This window comes from Streptomyces blattellae (assembly GCF_009709555.1).
In the GTDB taxonomy this organism is placed as follows: domain Bacteria; phylum Actinomycetota; class Actinomycetes; order Streptomycetales; family Streptomycetaceae; genus Streptomyces; species Streptomyces blattellae.
Window position 1 is genome coordinate 164321 of record NZ_WJBG01000253.1, and the last position, 17063, is coordinate 181383.

At 68.9% G+C, this 17063-nt stretch carries 12 protein-coding genes and 1 pseudogene; 6 read left to right on the plus strand and 7 right to left on the minus strand.

All coding sequences use genetic code 11. From position 1 onward, the window contains the following. Positions 1–75: 75 nt before the first annotated feature. Positions 76–1725, minus strand: coding sequence for a peptide ABC transporter substrate-binding protein (locus GFH49_RS39105; RefSeq protein ID WP_196218294.1), 1650 nt, complete (start codon positions 1723–1725; stop codon positions 76–78). A gap of 631 nt (positions 1726–2356) precedes the next feature. Then, positions 2357–2875 carry a hypothetical protein gene (locus GFH49_RS39110; RefSeq protein WP_155060807.1) on the minus strand — a complete coding sequence of 173 codons (519 nt, stop codon included), beginning with the start codon at positions 2873–2875 and terminating at the stop codon, positions 2357–2359. Positions 2876–3330: 455 nt separating this feature from the next. On the opposite strand from GFH49_RS39110, the gene typA reads away from it, so the two are divergent. Then, positions 3331–5238 (plus strand): translational GTPase TypA, encoded by a 1908-nt coding sequence (gene typA, locus GFH49_RS39115; RefSeq protein ID WP_155060808.1) that lies wholly within the window; start codon positions 3331–3333, stop codon positions 5236–5238. Between the two features lie 93 nt (positions 5239–5331). On the opposite strand, the gene relB is transcribed toward typA, so the two are convergent. From relB to GFH49_RS39130, 3 genes and pseudogenes are all read right to left on the minus strand, one after another. Beyond that, positions 5332–5637, minus strand: coding sequence for a type II toxin-antitoxin system RelB family anti-toxin (gene relB / locus GFH49_RS39120; RefSeq protein ID WP_155060809.1), 306 nt, complete (start codon positions 5635–5637; stop codon positions 5332–5334). 181 nt (positions 5638–5818) lie between these two features. Then, positions 5819–5983 (minus strand): annotated as a pseudogene (locus GFH49_RS41340) (type II toxin-antitoxin system RelE/ParE family toxin); the annotation flags it as partial. Between the two features lie 88 nt (positions 5984–6071). Then, positions 6072–8345, minus strand: coding sequence for an ABC transporter family substrate-binding protein (locus GFH49_RS39130; RefSeq protein ID WP_155060810.1), 2274 nt, complete (start codon positions 8343–8345; stop codon positions 6072–6074). Positions 8346–8610: 265 nt separating this feature from the next. On the opposite strand from GFH49_RS39130, the gene GFH49_RS39135 reads away from it, so the two are divergent. The 4 genes from GFH49_RS39135 to GFH49_RS39150 all read left to right on the plus strand — a co-directional run bounded on the left by GFH49_RS39135 (position 8611) and on the right by GFH49_RS39150 (position 12547). Continuing rightward, positions 8611–8901 (plus strand): Rv0250c family protein, encoded by a 291-nt coding sequence (locus tag GFH49_RS39135; protein WP_155060811.1) that lies wholly within the window; start codon positions 8611–8613, stop codon positions 8899–8901. 84 nt (positions 8902–8985) lie between these two features. Continuing rightward, positions 8986–9831: a succinate dehydrogenase subunit SdhC gene (sdhC, locus tag GFH49_RS39140; protein WP_155060812.1), complete on the plus strand. Its 846-nt coding sequence runs from the start codon at positions 8986–8988 to the stop codon at positions 9829–9831. Then, positions 9831–11783 (plus strand): fumarate reductase/succinate dehydrogenase flavoprotein subunit, encoded by a 1953-nt coding sequence (locus GFH49_RS39145; RefSeq protein WP_155060813.1) that lies wholly within the window; start codon positions 9831–9833, stop codon positions 11781–11783. Before sdhC ends, GFH49_RS39145 begins: the two co-directional genes overlap by 1 nt. Continuing rightward, a complete protein-coding gene (locus tag GFH49_RS39150; protein ID WP_155060814.1) occupies positions 11780–12547 on the plus strand; it encodes a succinate dehydrogenase/fumarate reductase iron-sulfur subunit in 768 nt (255 codons plus the stop codon). Before GFH49_RS39145 ends, GFH49_RS39150 begins: the two co-directional genes overlap by 4 nt. 39 nt (positions 12548–12586) lie before the next feature. Here GFH49_RS39150 and GFH49_RS39155 read toward each other — a convergent pair whose 3' ends face one another. Both GFH49_RS39155 and GFH49_RS39160 read right to left on the minus strand, forming a co-directional pair. Continuing rightward, positions 12587–13660 carry a phosphotransferase family protein gene (locus GFH49_RS39155; RefSeq protein ID WP_155060815.1) on the minus strand — a complete coding sequence of 358 codons (1074 nt, stop codon included), beginning with the start codon at positions 13658–13660 and terminating at the stop codon, positions 12587–12589. Between the two features lie 44 nt (positions 13661–13704). Beyond that, positions 13705–14814 carry a glycoside hydrolase family 18 protein gene (locus GFH49_RS39160; protein WP_155060816.1) on the minus strand — a complete coding sequence of 370 codons (1110 nt, stop codon included), beginning with the start codon at positions 14812–14814 and terminating at the stop codon, positions 13705–13707. Between the two features lie 300 nt (positions 14815–15114). Between GFH49_RS39160 and GFH49_RS39165 the strand changes: the two genes are divergently transcribed. Then, complete coding sequence (locus GFH49_RS39165) at positions 15115–16881, plus strand: hypothetical protein (protein WP_230396736.1); 1767 nt, start codon at positions 15115–15117, stop codon at positions 16879–16881. Positions 16882–17063: the final 182 nt, after the last annotated feature.

Consider the following 17063-nt stretch of genomic DNA (forward strand, 5'->3'; position numbering starts at 1 on the left):
TCGAGGGCCGTGGTACCGAGTCCAGATCGGTACCACGGCCCCGGTCGTCGATGCCGCGATACACGCGGCGCCCGATTACTTCTGGCTGATCTCAGCGAGGTTCGGGTTCTCGTGGAAGTCCATCTCGATGTTGGCGAACTCCTTGGTGTTGGCGAGACGCAACTGGGTGCGGTTCCACAGCGGGATCAGGGCCATGTCGTCCATAGCGACCTTCTCCGCCTGCTTGTAGAGCTCGTTGCGGGCCGCCGGGTCATTGCTCGCACGGGCCTGGGCCACCAGGTCGTCGAACGCCTTGTTGCTGTAGCGGCTCCGGTTGTCACCGGTGACGTTGCCGGAGGAGTCCTTGTTGATGGACGCGGTGTCCAGCAACGGGAACAGGTAGTTGTCCGGCGTCGGGTAGTCAGCGCCCCAGGCGTAGCGGTACAGGCCCGTGGCCCCGGACTTCTGCTGGTCTTCGAGCAGCTCAGCGAACGGCTTGCCGGTGGCTGTCACCTTGACGCCGAGGACGTCCTCAAGTTGCTGCTGGACGGCCTGAATCCACTCTTCGTGGCCGGAGCCGGTGTTGTAGGCGAGTTCGAGAGTGCTGCCCGGCTCCAAGCCGGCCTCGGAGGCGAGTTGCTTGGCCTTGGCCTTGTCCTGCTTGATGCAGGAGGTGCACAGGTCCTTCTGGTACACGTCCTGGAAGACCGGCGGCAGGATCGTCGTCGACTTCGTGTACATGCCCTGGAAGACGCCCTTGATGATGGCGTCCCGGTCGATCGCGTAGGAGACCGCCTCACGTGCCTTCTGGTCCTTCATCGGACCGTTGTCGGTGATCGGCAGGAGGTAGTTCATGCCATTGGTGTCCTGCTGGATCCACTCATCCTGCGGCTCGTACTTGGCCTTGGCGGTCGGCAGCTGCGGGGTGGGCATACGGGCCCAGTCGTACTGGCCCGACTCAAAGCCCTGGTACTCCAGCGTCACACCGTTGTTGGCGTTGAGGATGTCGATCTGGACGGTGTCGAGCTGAGCCTTCGTCAGACCGTAGTCGTCGTTACGGACGAGCGTGATCGACTTGTTGTGCTCCCACTTGCCCTGCATCTTGAAGGGGCCGTTGCCGATGGGGGCTTCGTTGTAGGTTTTGTTCTTGGCATCGCCTGCAGCCTCCGGCACGGGGCTGAAGACGGTGTGCGAGGTCTTGATGTCGAACTCGAAGTCCGGGGCGGAGAGCTTCACCTGCAGCGTGTTCTCGTCCGGTGCACTGAGCCCGGAGAGGGTGTCCGCCTTGCCCGCCTGAACGTCGTCGAAGCCCGCGATGCCCGCCATGTGATAGGCCACGTCGGACGCCGCCGACTTCTGCGCCACGCGGCTCCAACCGCGGATGAACGCCTCGGCGTTCACCGGCTCACCGTTGGAGAACTTGGTACCGGCCTTGATCTTGAAGGTCCACGTCTTGCCGTCGGAGCTGACCTCCTTCGAGGTGGCCAGGGCCGGAACGACCTCGCCGTCCGACGTCGGCTCATACAGCCCCGTGAAGAGGTTGTCCGTGACCAGAATGCCCTCGGACTCCTGAGCGTTGTAGGGGTCGATGGCCACCGGCTCGGTGATGCCCATCCTGAAGGTGCCACCAGCCTTGCCGGAGTCGTTGTCGTCGCCGCTGTCGTCGTCGCTGCCTCCACAGGCAGTCGCGGCAAGGGCAATGACTATCGCCCCCGCGACCCACTTGGCGCTTCTGGCACCACGCATGGGGTTCCTCCTCATGAGTCCTGTTGTTCACCGCAAGAGGGCACACACGACATCCCACCGACAACAAGTACGGAGAAGGTCAAGTGCGCACCGCAGGCTCGTGAGTCGGCGCCTCCTGCGGCGCATGACTCGTCGACCCGAGCTCTACGCGCCTAACTATCTGCCATGCGCTAAGACCGAACCACACCCCCAAGGTCTCGGTTCGATCACACCTTGCGCATACTTCTTCCAAAATCCGGACAAACAGTTTGACGAAAGATCCCTGCGAAACGGACTTGTTACACAACTATCGACATCGACAGTCCGGATATCGGACAGGCTGACGGAAAATCAGTTGCGCTCGGCAGCGGAGGAGCACCCTCGACGCCGCAAGCGGGGCAAATCGCAACCAACCCACTCAGTCGGCCACGCATTCCGGCTACCCTAACGTTGCGAAGCCGTCGGCGCGATCAGTCATGGCCCTCACGGTCGCGGTATAGGGAAAACCCTGCATGCCTTTCCGGTCGCCCCATCCGGTCCAGCTCCGGACGCACCACGGCCGGGCCTCTGACAAGAGGCCCGGCCGTGGGTCACCGGACATTGCGCGGCGGTCAGCCCGCCACCGGGTCAGACAGCCTGGTCGACAGCGCTGTCAGCAGTAGGCGTTCTTGGCGGCACGCGGAGCCGTACCCGTCCCCGGGGTCTCACTGCACTTGACGGCACCTTCCGCCCGGACAACCCAGCTGCGCGCCTTCCCGTAGCCCTCCCTCGTCCAGCCGGTGCCGTTCGTGTTGCAGGTCTTGGCCGTGTAGTAGCCGGACGCCTTCTTGACCCCGTTGAAGACGACGTAAGTCCCCGACTTGTTGAAGTTGTGGGTGACGGACTCGCTCGTCTCCTTGGTCTTCTCCCCCGACTTGGTCAAGGTCCCCGAGACGTGGGCATCCATGCTGGAGATGACCCAGCTCGCCGAGTAGCTGGCGCCTCCCGTTACCTCACGGCCCGACGTGACCGTCTTGCGGTAGGTCGCCGACTTGGTGTAGGTACCCGTGCTACCGCTGGCGATGTGGATCTGCTTGGCGTGGGTGATCGTCCAGCTCGTCTTCAGGTCGTTCCACTTGGCACTCTTGTATCCCGGCTCGCAGACGATCGGCGCGGCGCCTGCTGTGGTCACCGGTCCGAGTACCACGAGGGAAGCAGCAGCAACGCCGGTGGCCGCTGCTACCGATATCAGCCTCTTACCCATGGTCGTTCCCCGTTCATTCGGCATGACCACCCCTATGAGCAGCCATGCACCCCGTAGCCCTGCGTCGCTTGGCAGGGCTAGGTCAAACTACATGGGCGGGATCAGCGGGAACCAAGATTTGAGCTAGATCTGAGGAAAGCGGTAAGGCAGCAGTCGCCGACCTCACCCCGCAACAAGGAGCTTGGCTGAGCCTCCAAGGCGGACGGCGCTCAGCCGCCAGCACCGGCCAAGCAGGCCCTTGGGCTCGCGCCGAGGCTCGCAAAGCAGTCCCTGCCTAGGCCCCGTACCATGGGGTGAGGCCGTGGCACGTTCCGCCCGGCAGGGCCCGCGTGACACAGACGTACGCGTAGGCCGTCCTCACCACTCCGGGAGTACGCCACATCATGGCCACGCGCCACGACATCCGTAACGTAGCCATCGTCGCCCACGTCGACCACGGCAAGACGACCATCGTCGATGCCATGCTCAAGCAGGCCGGTGCCTTCGCCGCCCACCAGCTCGACACCGTCGACGACCGCATGATGGATTCGAACGACCTGGAGCGTGAGAAGGGCATCACGATCCTCGCCAAGAACACGGCGGTGAAGTACCACCCCAAGGCCGGCGGGGACGTCATCACCATCAACATCATCGACACCCCCGGCCACGCCGACTTCGGCGGCGAGGTCGAGCGCGGTCTGTCGATGGTGGACGGGGTCGTTCTTCTCGTCGACGCCTCCGAGGGGCCGCTGCCGCAGACCCGCTTCGTGCTGCGCAAGGCGCTGCAGGCCCGCCTCCCCGTCATCCTCTGCATCAACAAGACGGACCGGCCGGACGCCCGTATCGACGAGGTCGTCAACGAGACCTACGACCTCTTCCTCGACCTGGACGCGGACGACGAGCAGATCGAGTTCCCGATCGTCTACGCCTGCGGCCGTGACGGCATCGCCTCGCTGACCAAGCCGGACAACGGCACGGTCCCGGCCGACTCCACCAGCCTGGAGCCGTTCTTCTCCACCATCCTGGAGCACATCCCGGCGCCGACCTTCGACGAGGCCGCCCCGCTCCAGGCCCACGTCACCAACCTCGACGCCGACAACTTCCTCGGCCGTATCGCCCTGCTCCGTGTCGAGCAGGGCGAGCTGCGGAAGGGACAGACGGTTGCGTGGATCAAGCGGGACGGCTCCATCAGCAACGTCCGTATCTCCGAGCTGATGATGACCGAGGCGCTCACCCGCAAGCCGGCCGAGAAGGCCGGTCCCGGTGACATCTGTGCCGTCGCCGGTATCCCCGACATCATGATCGGTGAGACCCTCGCCGACACCGAGAACCCGGTCCCGCTGCCGCTGATCACGGTCGACGAGCCCGCGATCTCCATGACCATCGGCACCAACACCTCCCCGCTGGTCGGCCGTGGCGGCACCGGCAAGGGCGCCGACGCGAAGACGGCCGTCAAGGACCGCAAGGTCACCGCCCGCCAGGTGAAGGACCGCCTCGACCGCGAGCTGATCGGTAACGTCAGCCTCCGCGTGCTCGACACCGAGCGACCCGACGCCTGGGAGGTCCAGGGCCGTGGTGAGCTCGCGCTCGCCATCCTGGTCGAGACGATGCGCCGCGAGGGCTACGAGCTGACCGTCGGCAAGCCCCAGGTCGTGACCAAGGACGTCGACGGCAAGATGTACGAGCCCGTCGAGCGCATGACCGTCGACGTGCCCGAGGAGCACATGGGCGCGGTCACGCAGCTCATGGGTGTGCGCAAGGGCCGGATGGACAACATGTCCAACCACGGCTCCGGGTGGGTGCGCATGGAGTTCGTGGTCCCCTCCCGCGGTCTCATCGGGTTCCGGACCGAGTTCCTGACCCAGACCCGCGGCACCGGCATCGGACACTCCATCCACGAGGGCTTCGAGCCCTGGTTCGGCACCCTGCAGACCCGTAACAACGGCTCGCTGGTCGCCGACCGCGCCGGTGCCGTCACCGCGTTCGCGATGACCAACCTCCAGGAGCGCGGCGTGCTGTTCGTGGAGCCGGGCACCGAGGTGTACGAGGGCATGATCGTCGGCGAGAACTCCCGCTCCGACGACATGGACGTCAACATCACCAAGGAGAAGAAGCTCACCAACATGCGGTCGTCCACCGCCGATGTGGCCGAGTCGATCGTCCCGCCGCGCAAGCTCTCCCTGGAGCAGTCCCTGGAGTTCTGCCGCGATGACGAGTGCGTCGAGGTCACTCCGGAGGCCGTGCGTATCCGCAAGGTGAACCTGGACGCCCGCGAGCGCGCCCGCGCCGCGAGCCGCGCCAAGCACGGCTGACGCCTGTCGTAGCCGGACGGTTCCGACGCAGAAGCGCCGCCCAGATAGTCGGTCACTATCCGGGCGGCGCTTCTCGTGAGAAACAAAGGCTTGTCAAGCGCTCCTGGCCTGTCGTGCCAGCTCCACCCTCAGTTCGAGGCCGAGGGCTCGGGCCAGGCGGTCGAGAACCGGGATCGTCGGTACGGTGCCGCCGCCCTCGAAGCGGGCCACAGCCGACTGGGTCATCCCCGCGCGGCGTCCGAGCTCTCGTTGGGACAGCCCCAAGTCCTGACGCTGCTTGCGGACCGCCTCACCGAGCGCGAAGCGCAGCTGTGCCGCCGCGTACTCCTCCTCGATCTCGGGGGTCATGGCCCGGGCCCCGCGGGCCTCGGCGAGGCTGGTGCGCGCGGTCTCCGTCACAGCTCCTCCTCGTCCACGGTGTGGCCTTCGGCCTGGCATCGCTTCATGGCCTGACGCGCACGTTCGACCTCGGCGAACTCCTGCATCCTCGACTTGCGGAACACGGTGAGCATGATGATCGGCGCCCGGACGCGATCCAGTAGGTGATCCTTACGCGATCGCCGCCGCAGTAGAAGCGCAGCTCTCGCAGCTTGCCGTCGAGCTGACGCGTGTACGGCTCACCGAGATGGACTCCCCGTTGCTCCAGCAAGTCGAGATGCATGAGGGCTTGCGCCCAGCGCTTGTCGTCAAGCCCGGCCAGCCACTCGGCGACCTCCGGCTCCGATTCGACGATACCCCACGTCATAGCATCAACGCTATGCCCTCAGGGGGTCCTTTTGCCCTCCATCAGCCGTGGGATCACCCGATCGTGGAGCAGCTCCCGGCCAGGCACCTCACCCCTTGGACGACGCGCTCGCCGACGCCCTCGCCCCCTCCTTCAAGAACCCCATGTCCTCATAGACCGGCGTCTGGAACCCGAAGGCTCCCGCGTTGACCACGTTCTTCTTGGCTGCCGTCAGCTGGGGGCGCTGGTAGAGGGGGATCGACGCGGCGGTGGCCCAGATGCGGGAGTCGGCCTTGCGGATCAGGGCACGGGTCTCGGACTCGTCCAGCGTGGAGAGGGCCTGGTCGAAGAGCTGGTCGACCTGGTCGGTGCCGACGCGGGTGTAGTTCTGCTCGACGTTCAGGGAGCCGTCGGCGGCGGGGACGGGCTTGGCGTAGATGGGGCGGGCGTCGGTGGCGGGGAAGGCGGAGGAGGGCCAGGAGTAGAGGGCGAGGTCGTACTCGCCGGAGGCGATGTGGTCCTTGAAGTAGCTGTCGTCGGAGACCTTCTTCAGCTCGGTGCGGACGCCCACCCGGTCCAGCATCCGGCGGATCCGGTCGGCCACCGTACGCAGTGTCGCGGAGCCGTCGCCCGACGGGAGCACGAAGGTGAGGGTGAGCGGCTTGCCGTTCTTGGCGAGCGGCGCGGCCGGGGCGGCGGCGGGGGCGGCGGTGCCCATGGGGGCGTACGCACCGGGCGCACCGCCCGGCTTCAGCTGCTGCCTGCCGTCCTGGGCGAGGTGTTCGTTGCCGTTCTCGGGGTGCTTCTTCTCCCGGTCGGCCTCGCCCGGCGCCTTGTGGCCCGCCGCACGCGCCTTGTTGTCCTCGCCGTTGTCCTCGCCGTTGTCCTGGCCGCTGTCCTGGCCGCTGTCCTCGCCGTTGTCCTGGCCGCTGTCCTGGCCGTTGTCCTCGCCGTTGTCCTCGCCGACGATGTACGTCCCGTCGTCGCCGCCCGGCGATTCGTCCTCGGACTTCTTTCGCTCGGAGCCAGCCGCCTTCCCGCCCTTCTTCTTCTGCTGCTCCTCGACGGGGCCGCCCCGCACCCATCCGGCGTCCGCGAGCAGCGCCTGGGCCTCCTTGGTGTCCTGGCCGCCGAGGGCGTCGCTGTTGTCGGCGTAGGCGGCCTGGCCGGAGAGGGCGAGATGGCTGCCGACGGGTACGGCGGGCAGGCCCAACGGCTTGAGGGCAGCCGCGGCGAGTTCCTTGCGGTCGAGGGCGCGGGCCACGGCACGGCGGACGCGCTCGTCGGCGAGCGGGCCGTCGGCGCCGTTGAGGGCGAGCTGGGTGTAGGCGGGCTCGAAGGACTTGCGGACCTCGAAGCGGCGCAGGGCCGCCGAGTCGTCCGAGCCGTCGGGGCCCTGGAGCGGGGTGCCGGTGCCCTGCGGACGGGCGGCGAGGACGATGCGCCGCGACAGGTCGGGCTCGATCTCGGCGAGGTCCAGCTTGCCCTCGGCCAGCTCCTCGGCCCGCTCGTCGCGCGGTACGGAGCGCAGCACGATCTGGGAGAGCCTGGTGGGCCGCCCCCACCAGCGCGGATTACGGGTGAGGGTGATCCGGTCGGCCTTGCGGTCGATCTTCTTCACCATGAAGGGACCCGCCGTGACCTTGAGCTTGCGCCGCGCCCCGTCGTTGAAGGAGTCCGGCGTGCCCATGACCTCCTTCGGGTACAGCGGTGTGAACAGCGACCGCCAGTCGGCGTAGGTCCGGGTGAAGGTGACCTTGACCTCCAGGTCGTTGGCGCCGCGCTGGATCCGCTCGATGCGGTCGTAGCCGGCGTTACGGGCGGTCCAGTAGGAGCTGTCCTTGCCGGACAGGGCCCGCCACTGGGCGGCGAAGTCGGGCGCCCCGATCTCCCGGCCGTTGCTCCAGACGGCCTGCTGGTTGAGCTTGTAGAGGACGACCTGCTTGGGCTCGGTGTCGACGACCTTCGCGGACTCCAGGTAGCCGGGGTTGATCTGCGGGCTCCCCTTCGCGTCGAGCCGGAACATCGACGGCAGGACGGCCTGGGCGACGCGGGTGGTGGTGGCGTCGGCGTCGGCCTGGAAGGTGTTCAGGGTCTCCGGTACGGAGTCCACGGCCCAGCGCAGGGTGCCGCCGTCGGCGATCTGGGCGCGGGCGGCGGGCGCGATGTCCTGCCCGGCGAGCGGTTTGCCGGCCGGGTCCTCGGAGCTGCAGCCGGTCAGCGCGAGGGCGCTCGCGCTGGCGACGGCCACGGTGGCGCGCACGGCCGTCGATCGGCTGCGGGCACGTCGTGGCTGGTCGCGCCCGCCCAGCGGTAGCCGGAAATCGATTGCAGTCCCGCGCCCCTTCGGGGCGCTGCCCAACCGCAGCTGAGGACGGGACATCTCTTACCTCCGGGGGCCACAGGGCGTTACGATCACTTTTGGCGGTATATGGAGCTGATCACACGTATGCGGCCACCTAAAAGGAAAGGGTTCGGCAGCGCAGTGCGACACGGCGACGTGGCGACGGAAGCCCACCCGCTCGGCCCAACGGACCTCAGCCAATCGGTGCAGACGGCTTCCCACCGACAGGTGTGACGCGCAACACTCGCAGGCGCATGAACGTTGCCGCCCAGGGCCGCCCGGCCTACGGAAGTGAGGAAACGTCATGTCCGTGCACGACGAACTGACGTCCATCCAGCGCAGCCTCGACGACCTGTCCAGGTCCGTCAGCCGCCTGGAACAGCAGATGGGCAGCGGCGGGCTGGACATCCGCCGGGTCCGCACCGACTGCGATCACCTGCGCGAGAGCGCCGCGCTGCTGAAAGCGGCGACCTCCGCCGCCACGGCACCCAAGCGCCCCGACCTCGTCACCATCCCCGACACCCCGTACGACGACTCTCTGTGGATCGACACGGACGACGAGGGACTCGGCGCCCGTGACCGCCATGCCCCCTGAACCCTCGAACCCCCGCACCGATCGAACCGATCGATCTGAATCCTCGAACCGATCGATCCGATCGAACCGACCGGAGTCAATGAGTTGGCCACTGGCACGGAACCACCGACAACTGAACCCCATCCCGTAGGCGGCGGCGTACGCACCGGTACGCGCGCCGCGATCGACGCCCCGCATCTGCGGACCGACCGCTGGTGGCTGGCGCCCGCCGCCACGGCGGCCGGTCTGCTCGCGTTCATCGTCTACTCGACCTGGCGGGCCTTCGCCGACGCCGACTACTACGCGGCGCCGTATGTCTCGCCGTTCTACTCCCCCTGCCTGGCGGAGCGCTGCGAGCCGATGCACGCCGGCCCCAACTGGGAGATCTTCGGCGGCTGGTGGGGCATCTCCCCCGCGATCATCATCCTGATCTTCCCGCTCGGCTTCCGCCTGACCTGCTACTACTACCGCAAGGCCTACTACCGGGGCTTCTGGGCCTCGCCCCCGGCCTGCGCGGTGGCGGAGCCGCACAAGAAGTACTCCGGTGAGACCCGCTTCCCGCTGATCCTGCAGAACATCCACCGGTACTTCTTCTACGCCGCGCTCCTGGTCGCCGGGATCCTGACGTACGACACCGTGCTCGCCTTCCGCGGCGGGACCGACGAAAACTACGAGTGGGGCCACATGGGCCTCGGCACGCTGGTGTTCCTCACCAACATCGTGCTGATCTGGGCGTACACCCTGTCCTGCCACTCCTGTCGGCACATCGTGGGCGGCAAGCTGAAGCACTTCTCCCGGCATCCCGTGCGCTACCGCATGTGGCAGTGGGTGGGGAAGCTGAACAACCGTCACATGCTGCTCGCCTGGGCGTCGTTGGTGAGCGTGGCGCTCGCCGACTTCTACGTGTATCTCGTCGCGTCCGGCGCCTTCGATGATCCGAGGTTTTTCTGATGTCCGTGGTGGACCGGCAGGAGTGGGACGTCGTCGTGGTCGGTGCCGGGGGCGCCGGCCTCAGGGCCGCGATCGAGGCGCGCGAGCGGGGCGCCCGTACGGCCGTGATCTGCAAGTCGCTGTTCGGCAAGGCGCACACGGTGATGGCGGAGGGCGGCATCGCCGCCGCGATGGCCAATGCCAACCCGCACGACAACTGGCAGGTGCACTTCCGTGACACCCTGCGCGGCGGCAAGTTCCTCAACCAGTGGCGGATGGCCGAGCTGCACGCCCAGGAGGCGCCCGACCGGGTCTGGGAACTGGAGACCTGGGGCGCCCTGTTCGACCGTACGAAGGACGGCCGCATCTCGCAGCGCAACTTCGGCGGCCACGAGTACCCGCGCCTCGCCCACGTCGGCGACCGCACCGGGCTCGAACTGATCCGTACGCTCCAGCAGAAGATCGTGTCCTTGCAGCAGCAGGACTTCAAGGAGACCGGCGACTACGAATCCCGGCTGAAGGTCTTCCAGGAGTGCACGGTCACCCGGGTGCTCAAGGACACAGCATCCAGTAGCGGCTCCGCCGCGGGCCGGGTCTCGGGGGTCTTCGCCTACGACCGTGAGACCGGCCGCTTCTTCGTCCTGGAGGCGCCCGCCGTCGTGATCGCGACGGGCGGTATCGGCAAGTCCTTCAAGGTGACGTCGAACTCGTGGGAGTACACCGGCGACGGGCACGCGCTGGCACTGCTCGCGGGCGCACCGCTGCTGAACATGGAGTTCGTGCAGTTCCACCCGACGGGCATGGTCTGGCCGCCGTCGGTGAAGGGGATCCTCGTCACGGAGTCGGTGCGCGGCGACGGAGGGGTGCTGCGCAACTCCGAGGGCAAGCGGTTCATGTTCGACTACATCCCCGACGTCTTCAAGGAGAAGTACGCCGAGTCGGAGGAGGAGGGCGACCGCTGGTACGAGGACCCGGACAACAACCGGCGCCCGCCTGAGCTGCTCCCGCGCGACGAAGTCGCCCGCGCGATCAACTCCGAGGTCAAGGCCGGACGCGGCTCCCCGCACGGCGGCGTGTTCCTGGACGTGTCGACGCGGATGCCCGCCGAGGTGATCAAGCGCCGACTGCCGTCGATGTACCACCAGTTCAAGGAGCTGGCCGACGTCGACATCACGGCGGAGGCGATGGAGGTCGGGCCGACCTGTCACTACGTGATGGGCGGCATCGCGGTCGACTCCGACACGGCGGCGGCGCGCGGTGTGCCGGGGCTGTACGCGGCCGGTGAGGTGGCGGGCGGCATGCACGGCTCGAACCGGCTGGGCGGCAACTCGCTCTCCGACCTGCTGGTGTTCGGACGCCGGGCGGGCTGGCACGCGGCCGAGTACGCGGCGGCGCAGGCCTTCGAGCGTCCCCCCGTGGACGATGTCCAGGTCGACGCGGCGGCGGCGGAGGCCCTGCGCCCGTTCTCCGCGGAGAGCCCGGAAGAGGGCACGCCCGAGAACCCGTACACCCTCCACCAGGAACTCCAGCAGACCATGAACGACCTGGTCGGCATCATCCGCCGCGAGGGCGAGATGGAGCAGGCGCTGGAGACCCTCGCTGAGCTGCGCGTACGGGCCCGGCGGGCCGGCGTGGAGGGCCACCGCCAGTTCAACCCGGGCTGGCATCTCGCCCTGGACCTGCGGAACATGCTGCTGGTCAGCGAATGCGTGGCACGGGCGGCGCTGGAGCGCACGGAGTCACGCGGCGGCCACACCCGCGAGGACCATCCGGCGATGGAACGCACATGGCGCCCGGTCAACCTGCTGTGCCAACTGGCCGATCCCACCGGAGGGCTGGCGGCCACCGACCCGGTACGCGGCCAGATCGACCTGCTGCGCGAGACCACCGAACCCATCCGCTCCGACCTGCTCGCCCTCTTCGACAAGGAGGAGCTGGTCAAGTACCTCGCCGAAGAGGAGCTCTACGAGTGAGCAGCTACGAGGCCCGTTTCAAGGTGTGGCGGGGTGACGTCGAGGGCGGCGGCCTGGAGGACTTCAAGGTCGAGGTCAACGAGGGCGAGGTGGTCCTGGACATCATCCACCGCCTCCAGGCCACCCAGGCGCCCGACCTGGCCGTCCGCTGGAACTGCAAGGCGGGCAAGTGCGGTTCGTGCTCGGCGGAGATCAACGGCCGCCCGCGGCTGATGTGCATGACCCGCATGTCGGTGTTCACGCCCGAGGAGACGATCACCGTCACCCCCCTGCGCGCCTTCCCGGTCGTCCGCGACCTCGTCACGGACGTCGGCTTCAACTACACCAAGGCGCGCGAGGTGCCGTCCTTCGTACCGCCCGCCGGTCTCGGGCCCGGCGAGTACCGGATGATGCAGGAGGACGTGGACCGCTCGCAGGAGTTCCGCAAGTGCATCGAGTGCTTCCTGTGCCAGGACACCTGCCATGTGGTCCGCGACCACGAGGAGAACAAGCCGGCGTTCGCCGGACCCCGCTTCCTCATGCGGGTCGCGGAACTCGACATGCATCCGCTGGACGCCGCCACCGAGTCCGGCCTGGACCGCAAGAGCACCGCCCAGGACGAACACGGTCTCGGCTACTGCAACATCACCAAGTGCTGCACGGAGGTCTGCCCCGAGGGCATCAAGATCACGGACAATGCGCTGATTCCGTTGAAGGAAAGGGCCGTTGACCGCAAGTACGACCCGCTGGTGTGGCTCGGGAACAAGATCAGACGGCGCGTCTGAGCGGTTGCCGACGACGCGCCGCGCCCGGGCGCCGGGTGCTCACATCCGGGGTGCAGGCGCGGGTGCGGGTGCAGGCGCGGGTGCGGGTGCGGGTGGTTCCGGTTCCGGTTCCGTTGCCGGTTCCGGTGCCGGGCGTCCGATCAGTTCCAGGGCGCGGCGCAGATTGTGCTCGGCGATCGCCCGCATCGGCCCCGGCTCGGGGAAGTCGCCTTCGAGCAGCCGCAGCGGGCCCGCCACGAGGCTCAGGCGCATGGCGAGACGGTAGAGGCGCAGCCGGTCCTCGTCGAGGCCGGGGGCGCACAGGGCGTCGTACGTGTCGTGGAAGCGCAGTTCGAGGAACGCGTGCTCCCACTCCACGTCGAAGTACATCAGCCCCTCGATGTCGATGAGGGCGGGCCGGCCGTCGGCGTCCAGCAGGACGTGGTCCGGGCCGAGTTCGCCGTGGATGAGGGTGTGCCGGGTGCGGGGCCGGACGGCCGCCGCGAGCCGTCGTACGGTCTCTTCGAGCTCCTCGCGTACGGCGGCGATCCGTTCCTCCCGTACGGCGGCCTGCTCGATGTGGCGCAGGGCGCCCGCGGTGACGCGCTCGGCGGCGGAATCCGACGACGAGGTCCCGCCGTTGTCGACGAGCCCGACCTTGCCGAAGGCGGGGCCCTCCTGCGCGTGCAGGGTCGCGAGCTGGGCGGCGAGCCGCTCCAGCGCGCCGCGACCGGTGACCGGGTCCCGCTCCAGGGCCTCCTCCAGACTGCCGCCCCGCATGTCCTCGACGACCACGGCGTCCATGGCGGGGTCGGCGTACAGGAGGCGCGGGGTGCGGACGCCCGCGGCGGCCAGTCGGTCGTGGGCGGCGGTGAACACGTCGAGGCCGGTGCCGGCGGAGAAGGGGTCGCGGGGGTCGGAGGGGCCTGCGTCCCAGTAGTCCTCGTCCGGCGACCAGACGTAGGCGACGGCGGTGGTGTCGCCGTCGAGGGTGAGCCGGTAGACACCCTTCCTGGTGCCGCCGCGCAGCCGGGTGACGCCGGTGAGGGCGCGGCCGGTCGCGGCGCGGGCGAGGGGGGCGAGGTCGTCGCGGGTGAGGTGTCTGCGGGTGAGGTGTCTGCGGGTGGTGGTCATCCGGCAGATCGTCGCAGTGCGGTGCGCCGGGTCGCAGGTGGTTTCTAACGGACCCAGTCCTTCTCGTACGCCGTCCAGTCCGCCTCCGTGGCCGCGAAGTCCACGTACAGGGCCACTCCGAAGTTGACGCGGTCCGCGTCCGTGCGGGACAGCCCGAGGCGGACGCCGCGGACGGCGGCGGGCACGGTCTCGGCGTGCGCCCAGTGGCCGAAGCGGTTCTCGTGGAAGAACGGCAGGCCCATCAGCAGATCGGTGGACTCAGGGGTGACCTCCAGGGCGAGGGAGGTCTGTTGCGCGACATAGCCGCCGTAGGTGCTCTCCAGCGGCTGCATGGTGTCGTACGACATGACGGCGATCTGGTCGACACGGCGGGCCACCTGGCCGAAGAACTTCTGCGACCACCACTTCGGGTGGCCGGTGGTCGCGCCCCAGAAGGAGTGGAAGCCCGGGAGCGGGTCGATCTGGTGGGCGGCGACGGAGAGGGGCGCGTTCTGGGCGCTCGTGACGCGGTGCAGGGAGTCGAGCAGCGTGAGGTAGTTCCCGTCGTCCGAGTGGAGGGGCTCCAGGTCGAAGTGGACGCCGTCGAAGCCGGCCGCGAGGATCTGGCGGGTGGAGCCGACGACCGCCGCGCGCGTCTCCGGCCGCTCCAGGCGCATGCCGTCGGGGCTCTCGGTGGCCAGGACGTCACCGAGCCAGGCCTGCACCCGGATACCGGGCATCTCCTCGTGCACCGCGTCGATGAACCAACGGGCCCTCGGGTACGACGACTCCGGGAGCGTGCCGTCGTGTTCCAGGGGGCCTGCGTGGACGTAGAGGTCCCTGATGCCGGTGGTGCTGAGCTGCCGGGCCAGTGCGGTGACGTCGGCGTCCTTCTTACGACCGTCCACCCAGGCGTGGCCGAGCCAGATCGCGTCGCGGTTGCGGGTGCGGGTGCCGGGGGCGATGTCGCCGGTGTAGTTGATGTAGAGGGCTGTTTCGACGGTGAGGGTGGGGAGGAGGACGAGCAGGAGGAGGGCGAGCAGGGTGCGGCGGGTACGGCGTGGCCATTTCTTCCCATCCGCACCGCGCGTGCGGCCTTCGTCGTCAGGTGCGGGCAGTCCCTCGGGGGTGTCCTCACGGCTGGCGGTTTCAGGTTCGTCCTGCGCAGCAGTCACGGGTCTGTCTCTCGTGCTGTCCGCCGTGCTGTCCGTTGCGTGCGCCGCGTCCGCCGTGTCTGCCGCGTCCTCCGTGTCTGTCGTCGGTTCGTCCATCCCCCGTGTCCCCTCCCTCTCTGAAGCCCCACCCCACTCGACGCCCCCCGCTCGCGCGCCCGCATACCCGGTCATACGCTCCGAAATGTGACGTCATCCTTGATCCGGAACCGGCGACGGCGTGCCGCCTCGCACATATCCGTGCGGGTGGCGCATGCCGTGCTGGGCAGTGCGGCCGGGCTGGTGTGGCTTGTGCTGCCGGGGATGACGATCAGTGCCGGTGATCCGGTTCCGACAGTCCGGGCGGGGACCGTCGTGCAAGCCGCGCATGTGGCGCAGGAAGAGGAAGAGACGTCCACCGCCGACCTCGTTCTGCCGCTCGTCGCGGCGACTGCGGCGGTCGCGCTCGCCGGGTACGCGTTTGTACGGCGAACCCGGCGGACCCGGCGGACCCGGCGGATCCAGCGGACCCGGACGCGTACGACGCCCGGCGGCATCCCCGCCGTCATCACACCGTCGCCCCTCGCCGAACTGGACGAGCGCGCACGGGCGTCTTTGGTCGAGGCCGATGACTGTGTCCGGACCAGCCGTGAGGAACTCGGGTTCGTGGAGGCCCGGTTCGGCACGGCGGCCGTGGCGCCCTTCGCGCGAGCCGTGCGGGACGCGGAGGACGAGTTGTCGGCCGCTTTCCGGATGCGGCAGCAGTACGACGACGGGGTCCCGGCCGAGGGGACGTCCCGGCGGCATGCGCTCGCCGGGATCGTCGGGCGGTGTCAGGAGGCGGGGCGGCGGCTGGACGCGGAGGCCGCCGGGTTCGGCCAACTGCGTGGCATGGAACAGGGCGTGAGCGAGGCACTGGAGATCGCGGAGACCCGGTTCCGGGAACTGACGGGCCGCACGGGTGCCGCACAGGCCACCCTCGCCGACCTCGCCCAGCGGTACGCCCACGCGGCGACCGCCGCCGTCACCGGATATGTCGAACAGGCCAAGGACCGCCTGCTGTTCGCCACCTCGCACCTCAACGAGTCCCGCCAGGCCGCCGATTCCGGCGAGTCCGGCCGCGCGGCACCACACTTGCGCGCCGCCGAGGGTGCCGTCGCCCAGGCCGCGGTGTTCCTTGACGACATCGACCACCTGGCCCAGGCCCTCGCAGAGGCCGCGGACATCGTCCCGGCCGCCCTCGCGGGGGCGGAGGCGGAGGTCGCGGAGGCACGGGGACGGCTGACGGAGGCGGACGGCCGGGCAGGTGGCGCAAGCACGCCGACCGACGGCAGTGCGGACGCGGCAACGGGTGGAGGGCCGGGCAGCCCAGGCTCACCGGCCCGCGGTGGGGCGGGCGGCGCAGACGCGACGGCGCTGATCTCAGGGCTTCCCATCGATCAGGCGGGCGGCGTCCCAGAGATGCCGGTCGGTGAGCTCCGGGCACGGATTCGGCATGCTGACACCGTCCTGGCTGCCGTAAGGGAAGAGCTGACCGGTGGGCCGTACGATCCGCTGGACGCCCTGCGCCGTATCGTGCGGGCGGTCGTGCCGGTGGCGTCGGGGCAGACCGGGGTCCTGCCGGCTGCCGCCCTGCTCGCCGCCCGCGCCTCGGTCGCCCTTGCCGACGGGTTCGTCGTGACGCACCGGCGTGCGGTGGGCAGCGAGGCCCGTACGCGGCTGGCGGAGGCGGAGCGGCTGCTGGCAGCGGGGCCGGCGGAACGTGCGGCAGCCGGGCTCAGGGCGCAGGCTGCGACGGCCCAGCGGCGCGCGCCTGCCGTGGGGCGCATGCGGGCATCCGCGCGCACGGTGACCGGCGACCGCGCCACCGCCGACACCCTCGCCCGGCACGCCCGCGCGCTCGCCGAACAGGACGTCCGTGTGCACGGCAACCCGGTCGCCGGGGCAGCCGACTACGCAAGCGGGACCGGCGGGGCCGCCATGGGCGGAATCCTGCTGAGCGGCGGCTCGGACAGCATGCCGGAGAGCGTATCGGCCGCGAGCTTCGGCGGGCCGGGTACCCGGATGCGCTACAACTTCCCAGCTCCGTAATGGACTTACCGAAAGCAGCAACTGGAATCGGGTGCGGGGTGACTCAAATTCCCCATTGCCGGACTACACCGACCGTTGGCCAGAACCGCATTGCCGCTGCAACGCGTCAATTGACACAGATGATCGAGTCGGCGAGATGTGGGGCAGCGGGGATTGAGGGGGCGTCGGCGTGCTGGAGCCGG